Source organism: Bacillus sp. JJ1474 (genome assembly GCF_036965225.1).
Taxonomy (GTDB): Bacteria; Bacillota; Bacilli; order Bacillales; family Cytobacillaceae; genus Cytobacillus.
This window is the reverse complement of sequence record NZ_JBALPC010000226.1, coordinates 1-6251: the sequence shown is the minus strand read 5'-3', so window position 1 is coordinate 6251 and position 6251 is coordinate 1. Positions and strand designations below refer to the sequence as shown.

Genomic DNA, 6251 nt, shown 5'->3' with positions numbered 1-6251 from the left:
TAAATTTTTCTGGTACTGGCTGTATTGTCATTCGTATAATTGTCCATTTAACTTTGCCAGAAGCCTCTCGTATGTATCTTATCCGCTCACCTATGATTGATTTCATTAGAGGAAATTATGATCTTATAAGTCAAAGAGCCCTATATAATAGAGCTCCTTAGTTTCTTGATATATTTAACGTTTTTAAATGCCGGAAACATTTTACGAAAATGCCCTTCCCTTATACTGCCTTTACGAAATCTATAAATTTGGCAACCTTTTCATCTAAGAACTTTAGAGTCCCCTCATCTACAAGCTGACCTGTCTCATCGAATTTCTGATTTGCAAGACCAATCAATACCTCGTTCCCACCTGGAGGAAGTATCTTAGCTTGAACACCAGGCGATGATAGAATTTCACGTAAATGCATTTGGGCACGAATAGTACCTAGCATTCCAGGAGTCGCACCCAATGTCATTACTGGTTTGCCAATGAAAACCTTGTCCACCCTAGAAGCCCAATCTAAGGCGTTTTTTAATACGCCAGGAACCGACCAATTGTATTCTGGAGTAATGATGATAACCCCATCTGCACTTGAGATTGTATCTTTAAATTCCTTTACAGCTTGCGGCGGATTGTTTTCTTCATCTTGGTCATAATGAGGCAGACTACGAATATCAGTAATAAACATATCCATTTTATCGACATAACGTTCCTTCATAGTCTCAGCGAGCTGTCTATTCAGAGAACCCTTACGGATACTTCCAACGATCGTAACAATTTTCATAATATAGAACCTCCCAAAGTATTTTTAATCATTTTTGAATATTGAACCTGATCTTTCGAGGGTTATCTATCAGCATTTTTATCTATTAGCAAAGTATCAAAGAATTGTGGGTTTTAGAATATTTTCATATACAAAATAGTTGAGTGTAAACAAAGGTGCCTGAACACGGAAAGTAAAATCCAAGATGCAGCAGGCACTGCTTTCAATTATTTTACTTATCTTCCCTTAATAAATAATCATTTCCATCCTGGTCCTTAAATGAAAACATCGTTCCAAATGGCAGTCTCATCATTTCCTCCACTTGTACTCCATTTTGTTTCATTTTCTCATATGCTGATTCGATATCAGTTGTACTGAAAAGTATAGATGGATGTGCAACCTTAGATGGCTGATGTTGTTCCATTGCCGATTTAGAATAAAGCACTAAAGTCGTAAATTCATCCTCGCCTGGCCCAACCTCAATCCAAAACGCATCTGGCCCCATTGGCTGTTCAAATTTTAAAACAAATCCAACCTTATTGATCCAAAAGTCTTTTGCTGCTTCCTGATCTTGTACATAAACCGTCACTTTTCCAACTTTGTTTATCATCCAAAAAACTCCTTTTCATAAATCAAGATAGACAAAATTAGTTTATCAATCCGGAATATCAAAAGCAATTTTGGATGATTAGTTTCCTCCTCTTCACCTAAGCCCATATGCCAGGATAAACTATTTTACTCATTTGCATTTCATTAGTAGGGGGTGTTATCTTCGAGGATCCTCATTCCGTTATTTATTCGAATCGATTGTTTTTCTTGAGGTTATCGGACCCTGTTTCCGCTATTGCATGAAAAAGAATGCTATTTTCCCTTGTTTTTATAATTAAGAGATTCTCTGTCCTATTCAAACCCTAAAGATGCTGGTTTTATGGAAATAAAGGATTCTCTGTCCAAAAAAATGTATTTTCGCTTCTCTCCTCTCTTATTTTTTTATTTCGGTCAGCTTTCAATGTGCTATGTAAATGACAAATGTCAAAAAGATAAAACTAAAGAAATAAGCATATACATAGAAGATAGAATAGTTATGATAGCAATAAATAGTTTCAAATGATGAATAGGTACCTTATTTGCAAAGTGTGCCCCTATTAATATCCCAACAATCGTACCTATCAAACTTGCTATAATTAACATGGTGAGATTTCCCATACTTGCATGAGCAAAGTACCCAAATACAGATGGGATGGCAATAACAACTGAGTTTAACAAACTCACTCCAACGGCTACCCTTATATTTACCCCCAAACTTGCTAATAACGGAACGAGTAAAATAGGGCCGCCCGCTCCGGTTAATGAGCAGACCGCTGCTGTAATTAATCCAATCATAATAACTGCTAAATGGTTATTTAGTATTTTCGATTGACTTTCTGCATTTCTATTGTTTTTCCTAAGCAAAATGGATAGGCCAGCTATTAGAATAAAAATATAAAGGAGAAGTTTTGCTAGGAAATCAGAAATTAGCACATTGATTTGGACACCCATAAATGCACCAGGGAGGCTGCCAATACTCAGGTATAGGGCTAATTTTAGATCCATGTTCTTAGATTTCCAGTAGGAGTAAGCACCAATAATCCCCGAAACTGCAAATGATAGAAAGCTCAGCGCAAGGGAATCATGTACAGGCATTACTAAAAAACCTACATAAATTAAAGGGAGCAAAAAGCCTGATATTCCTGTCATTCCCAATAAAACGCCAATAATTAAGTTTGAAATTATAACCACACAAAAGAGAAATAAGTCTGTGAACATTTATCAAACCTCAACTCCTTCCGTTCTAGGGACGCTTCGCAAACATCTTCCCATTTCATTTTTTACATCACTAAAGTATTAATAAATACTTTACATGTTAGAATTGGTATTTAATAGTATTCCATTCTATTCCTTTTTATCAAATCTTTTTCTTTACTGCAATTAGAATTAGGAACCCACTAATGACCATTATTAATAAAAAAGATGAACGTTTTCACTTGCTGCTAAGTCTAATAAGTAGCAGAGGGAAGGAGGCAACGCTGTGGTTGAGATAGATATTATAAAAAAAGCAATGAAAAGGGATGAACACGCTCTTTTACAAGTGCTTGAAGCATATGAAGATGTATTATATCGGACAGCGTTTGCTTATTTAAAAAATGAGCACGATGCGATTGAAGCCATCCAAGAAACGACATACCGAAGCTATAAAAAAATTCATACTCTTAAAGAGCCGCGTTATGTCGGAACATGGCTCGTTCGGATATTGCTAAATGTGTGCCACGATATGCATAAGAGAAAAAGTCGTATTGAGCTGAGGGAAACGTTGGAGGTCGAAGGACAGTATTATGATTCTCCTAATCTAGAGATTGTTGAAGCGATTTCGCAATTGTCACATGAACAGCAGCAATTAATTTATTTGAAATATTTTCAGGATATGAAAAACAATGAGATTGCGAGCGCGCAAAATATTCCCGAAGGAACAGTTAAATCCAGATTGCACACAGCACTACGGAAGCTGCGCCATTATTTTAGCGAGTGGAGGGAATTATAAATGAACGAAAAAGAATATGCCGCTTTAAAAGATGAACTTAATTCGATTCCAGTTCCGAAAGAAGCACTCTCCTATGCAAGGACAAACGGGTTAAAGAGAGTACAAAATGAAAGACGTAGCCGCAAAAAATGGACAGGAACGTTAGCAATTACAGCCTCTCTTATCCTAATCTTTATTACAACGATTCGCGTATCTCCTGCTTTTGCACAAGCAGTTGCGAAAATACCAGGCTTTGCCCCGCTTGTTGAGATGATTGCCTATGACAAAGGAATTGAGGATATATTAAAAAATGATTATTACGAAGAGCTTAATATAACAGAAATAAAGAATAATTTAACATTTACATTGCTCGGCATTATTGCAGATGAATCAGGAATGATTATTAACTATGAGCTTGAAGCTCCCTTCGAGATTCATGACCTCCACACAAAAGAAGTTGAGATTAAACAAAATAATAAAGGGCTGGAAGCTGGAATAACTTATAGTTGGTTTGGCAAGGAGCCGATAAATCATATAGAAGATACTATAGAGGTAACCGCTAGTAAAAATATCGATTTCACAAATCCGAATTTCGAATTATCCATTACCTTTAAAGACGAACATGAGACAACATTCAACATCCCTTTTTCTTTGCAAAAGAATATCGCAAAAAGTAAAAATTACAAATTGGATCAAACTGTAGAAATCGATGGTCAAAAATTGACCGTAAAATCACTGAGGATTTCTCCACTTCGGGCAAAGCTTGATATCGCAGTCGATCCTGTAAACACCATGCAAATTTTGCAAATAAAAAGCATGCGTTTATTGGATGAGAAAGGCGAAGTATGGGGCACAATTACAAATGGAGTATCAGGCTTTGGAGGTATGCGAGACGAAGAAGCAGCTTTCTTCTTTCAAAGCAACTATTTTAGAGAACCCAAAAGCTTGACGTTGGAACTCAATGATGTGCAGGCATTGCCAAAAGGAAAGGATTATATCGAAGTCGATTTTCTAAAGAAGAAAGTCCTCTATATTCCCGACAGTGTAAATGTAAATGTCGGAATTGAAAGTAATAATACAATTAGTGCTACCTATAAGTCGAAAGAAGAAAATCATTTCTATCAAATGTTTTTCCAAGCGGTCGATGCGAACGGTGAAACTGTTGATACTAATGGTTCTAGTCAGAGTAATGTGAATAGCATGGTTGAATCTACCTACTCATTTGACACAAGCAATAAAACAAATCCGATTCGGATTTATTTCAATAGCTACGAAAATTACTTAAAGGGATCCGCTACTGTGACTATTCCCTTAGTCATGAAATAGCCTTTTAAAAATATCGGGATTTTTCATTATATTAAAATCACTTTATTAGTAAGATATTTTTTGTTATACTTCACTGGTTCATTTAGGTTAACAGCGATGGTCAAAGGATTATTTGTTTGGTAATCTTTTAGAAACTTTGTTTTTGGGAGGCATTTTACTTTGAATACACGTGACGCACAATATTTTGTATCGAAACTTGGACTAGAACCGCATCCAGAAGGCGGATTTTATAAACGAACATTTGAATCTGGTGAAAAAACTTCTGATCAAGAATTAACAGTGAATTTTGAAGGAAAACGAAAGCTTTATACGAGTATTTACTTTTTATTAACTTCTAATGACGTATCCCATTTTCATCGGTTAAAATCGGATGAGCTATGGTATTATCATGCTGGAAGTTCATTAACGATTCATATTATTCATGAAAACAGTGAGTATGAAGAGATTAAATTAGGATTAAATTTGGATAAAGGAGAAGTCCCTCAGGCGTTAGTTCCGAAAAATGCTATTTTCGGATCGTCTGTCATGGAAGAAGATACCTTCTCCTTAGTAGGCTGTATGGTTTCTCCAGGTTTTGAATTTCAAGATTTTGAGTTGTTCACACAAGATGACCTTCTGACAAAATATCCTGCGCATAAAGACATAATTAAGAAGTTAGCATATAAAACAATTCCGGAATAAAAAACATCACCCCCAGTAAGTTACTTATTGGGGGTCAATTTCATTGCTTCTACTTTTTCTTTTGATTGCCGCTTACAAAGTTTTGAATAAACTCAAGCTGATCTTCGTTTGGCTTTGTTCCTCGAACCTCGTTAAACTTAGTAACAGCATTATCAAGAGATGTCTCTTCACCAACGATTTCCCCTATATGAACGAGATCATCCAAGAAGCTCCACATTTCTTCATTTGTTTTCGGATCTTGATGTCCAGTTATATAGGTATCGACATCATATTTTTTGATTTTTTCTAATAAAATGGTGAGTTCGTTTAGATCATAGCTCCATTCGCCACTATAAAAATCTTGATAGATGCAATCTCCTAGAAACATCACTTTTTCATTAGGAATATAAATAATGGATGAATCCTGTGCATGAACGCCTCCAACATGTTCAACTACACAGGTTACGCTGCCCAAATCCATTTCAAACTTATCACTAAATGTTAAATCCGGAACCTGCAGTTCTAAATGATCCCGCGTAGGCATTTCACGCTTAATCATCTCACTGCAAAATTCTATTTCTTCACCAGTCTCAACTCGTGCATCTAATGAAGCATCATCCCATTTTAGAGTTTTCAAATATTCCAATTTTCTCTTCGTATCTTCATGACTAATTGTTAATAACCCCATCGTTTTTATCCCAAAGATATGATCCCAATGCCAATGTGTAATAACAACAAACTTGACTGGCGGTAAATCCATTTCTTCCACTAAATTATGAAAATCCTTTGCATGTGCAGGCGAATTCCCTGAATCAACGACCACGCTATAGTCATCCCCACAAATTAAACCTAATGCGGGACGATCCGTTTCCGAATAATGCGGCATATAATACACTTTATTTGTTAGTTTTTTCAGCATTTAAGTACCTACTCTCGTGTTTTTTATTATTTTAGCATAACTAA

Annotated in this window: 7 protein-coding genes; 3 read left to right on the top strand and 4 right to left on the bottom strand. The window is 35.9% G+C overall.

From position 1 onward, the window contains the following. Nucleotides 1–220: 220 nt before the first annotated feature. From V7164_RS22790 to V7164_RS22780, 3 genes are all read right to left on the bottom strand, one after another. Nucleotides 221–766 carry an NADPH-dependent FMN reductase gene (locus V7164_RS22790; RefSeq protein ID WP_335355307.1) on the bottom strand — a complete coding sequence of 182 codons (546 nt, stop codon included), beginning with the start codon at nucleotides 764–766 and terminating at the stop codon, nucleotides 221–223. A 211-nt stretch (nucleotides 767–977) separates the two neighbouring features. Then, nucleotides 978–1355, bottom strand: coding sequence for a VOC family protein (locus tag V7164_RS22785; RefSeq protein WP_335345895.1), 378 nt, complete (start codon nucleotides 1353–1355; stop codon nucleotides 978–980). Between the two features lie 422 nt (nucleotides 1356–1777). After that, nucleotides 1778–2551 (bottom strand): sulfite exporter TauE/SafE family protein, encoded by a 774-nt coding sequence (locus V7164_RS22780; RefSeq protein WP_335355306.1) that lies wholly within the window; start codon nucleotides 2549–2551, stop codon nucleotides 1778–1780. Nucleotides 2552–2813: 262 nt separating this feature from the next. On the opposite strand from V7164_RS22780, the gene V7164_RS22775 reads away from it, so the two are divergent. From V7164_RS22775 to V7164_RS22765, 3 genes are all read left to right on the top strand, one after another. After that, entirely contained in the window at nucleotides 2814–3323 is a 510-nt protein-coding gene (locus tag V7164_RS22775) for a sigma-70 family RNA polymerase sigma factor (RefSeq protein WP_335355305.1), read from the top strand. Beyond that, complete coding sequence (locus V7164_RS22770; protein ID WP_335355304.1) at nucleotides 3324–4628, top strand: DUF4179 domain-containing protein; 1305 nt, start codon at nucleotides 3324–3326, stop codon at nucleotides 4626–4628. 159 nt (nucleotides 4629–4787) lie between these two features. Beyond that, nucleotides 4788–5309, top strand: a complete 522-nt coding sequence (locus V7164_RS22765) for a cupin domain-containing protein (protein ID WP_335355303.1) — start codon at nucleotides 4788–4790, stop codon at nucleotides 5307–5309. A gap of 49 nt (nucleotides 5310–5358) precedes the next feature. Here the strand turns inward: V7164_RS22765 and V7164_RS22760 are convergent, their stop codons facing one another. Continuing rightward, complete coding sequence (locus V7164_RS22760) at nucleotides 5359–6207, bottom strand: MBL fold metallo-hydrolase (protein WP_335355302.1); 849 nt, start codon at nucleotides 6205–6207, stop codon at nucleotides 5359–5361. Nucleotides 6208–6251: the final 44 nt, after the last annotated feature.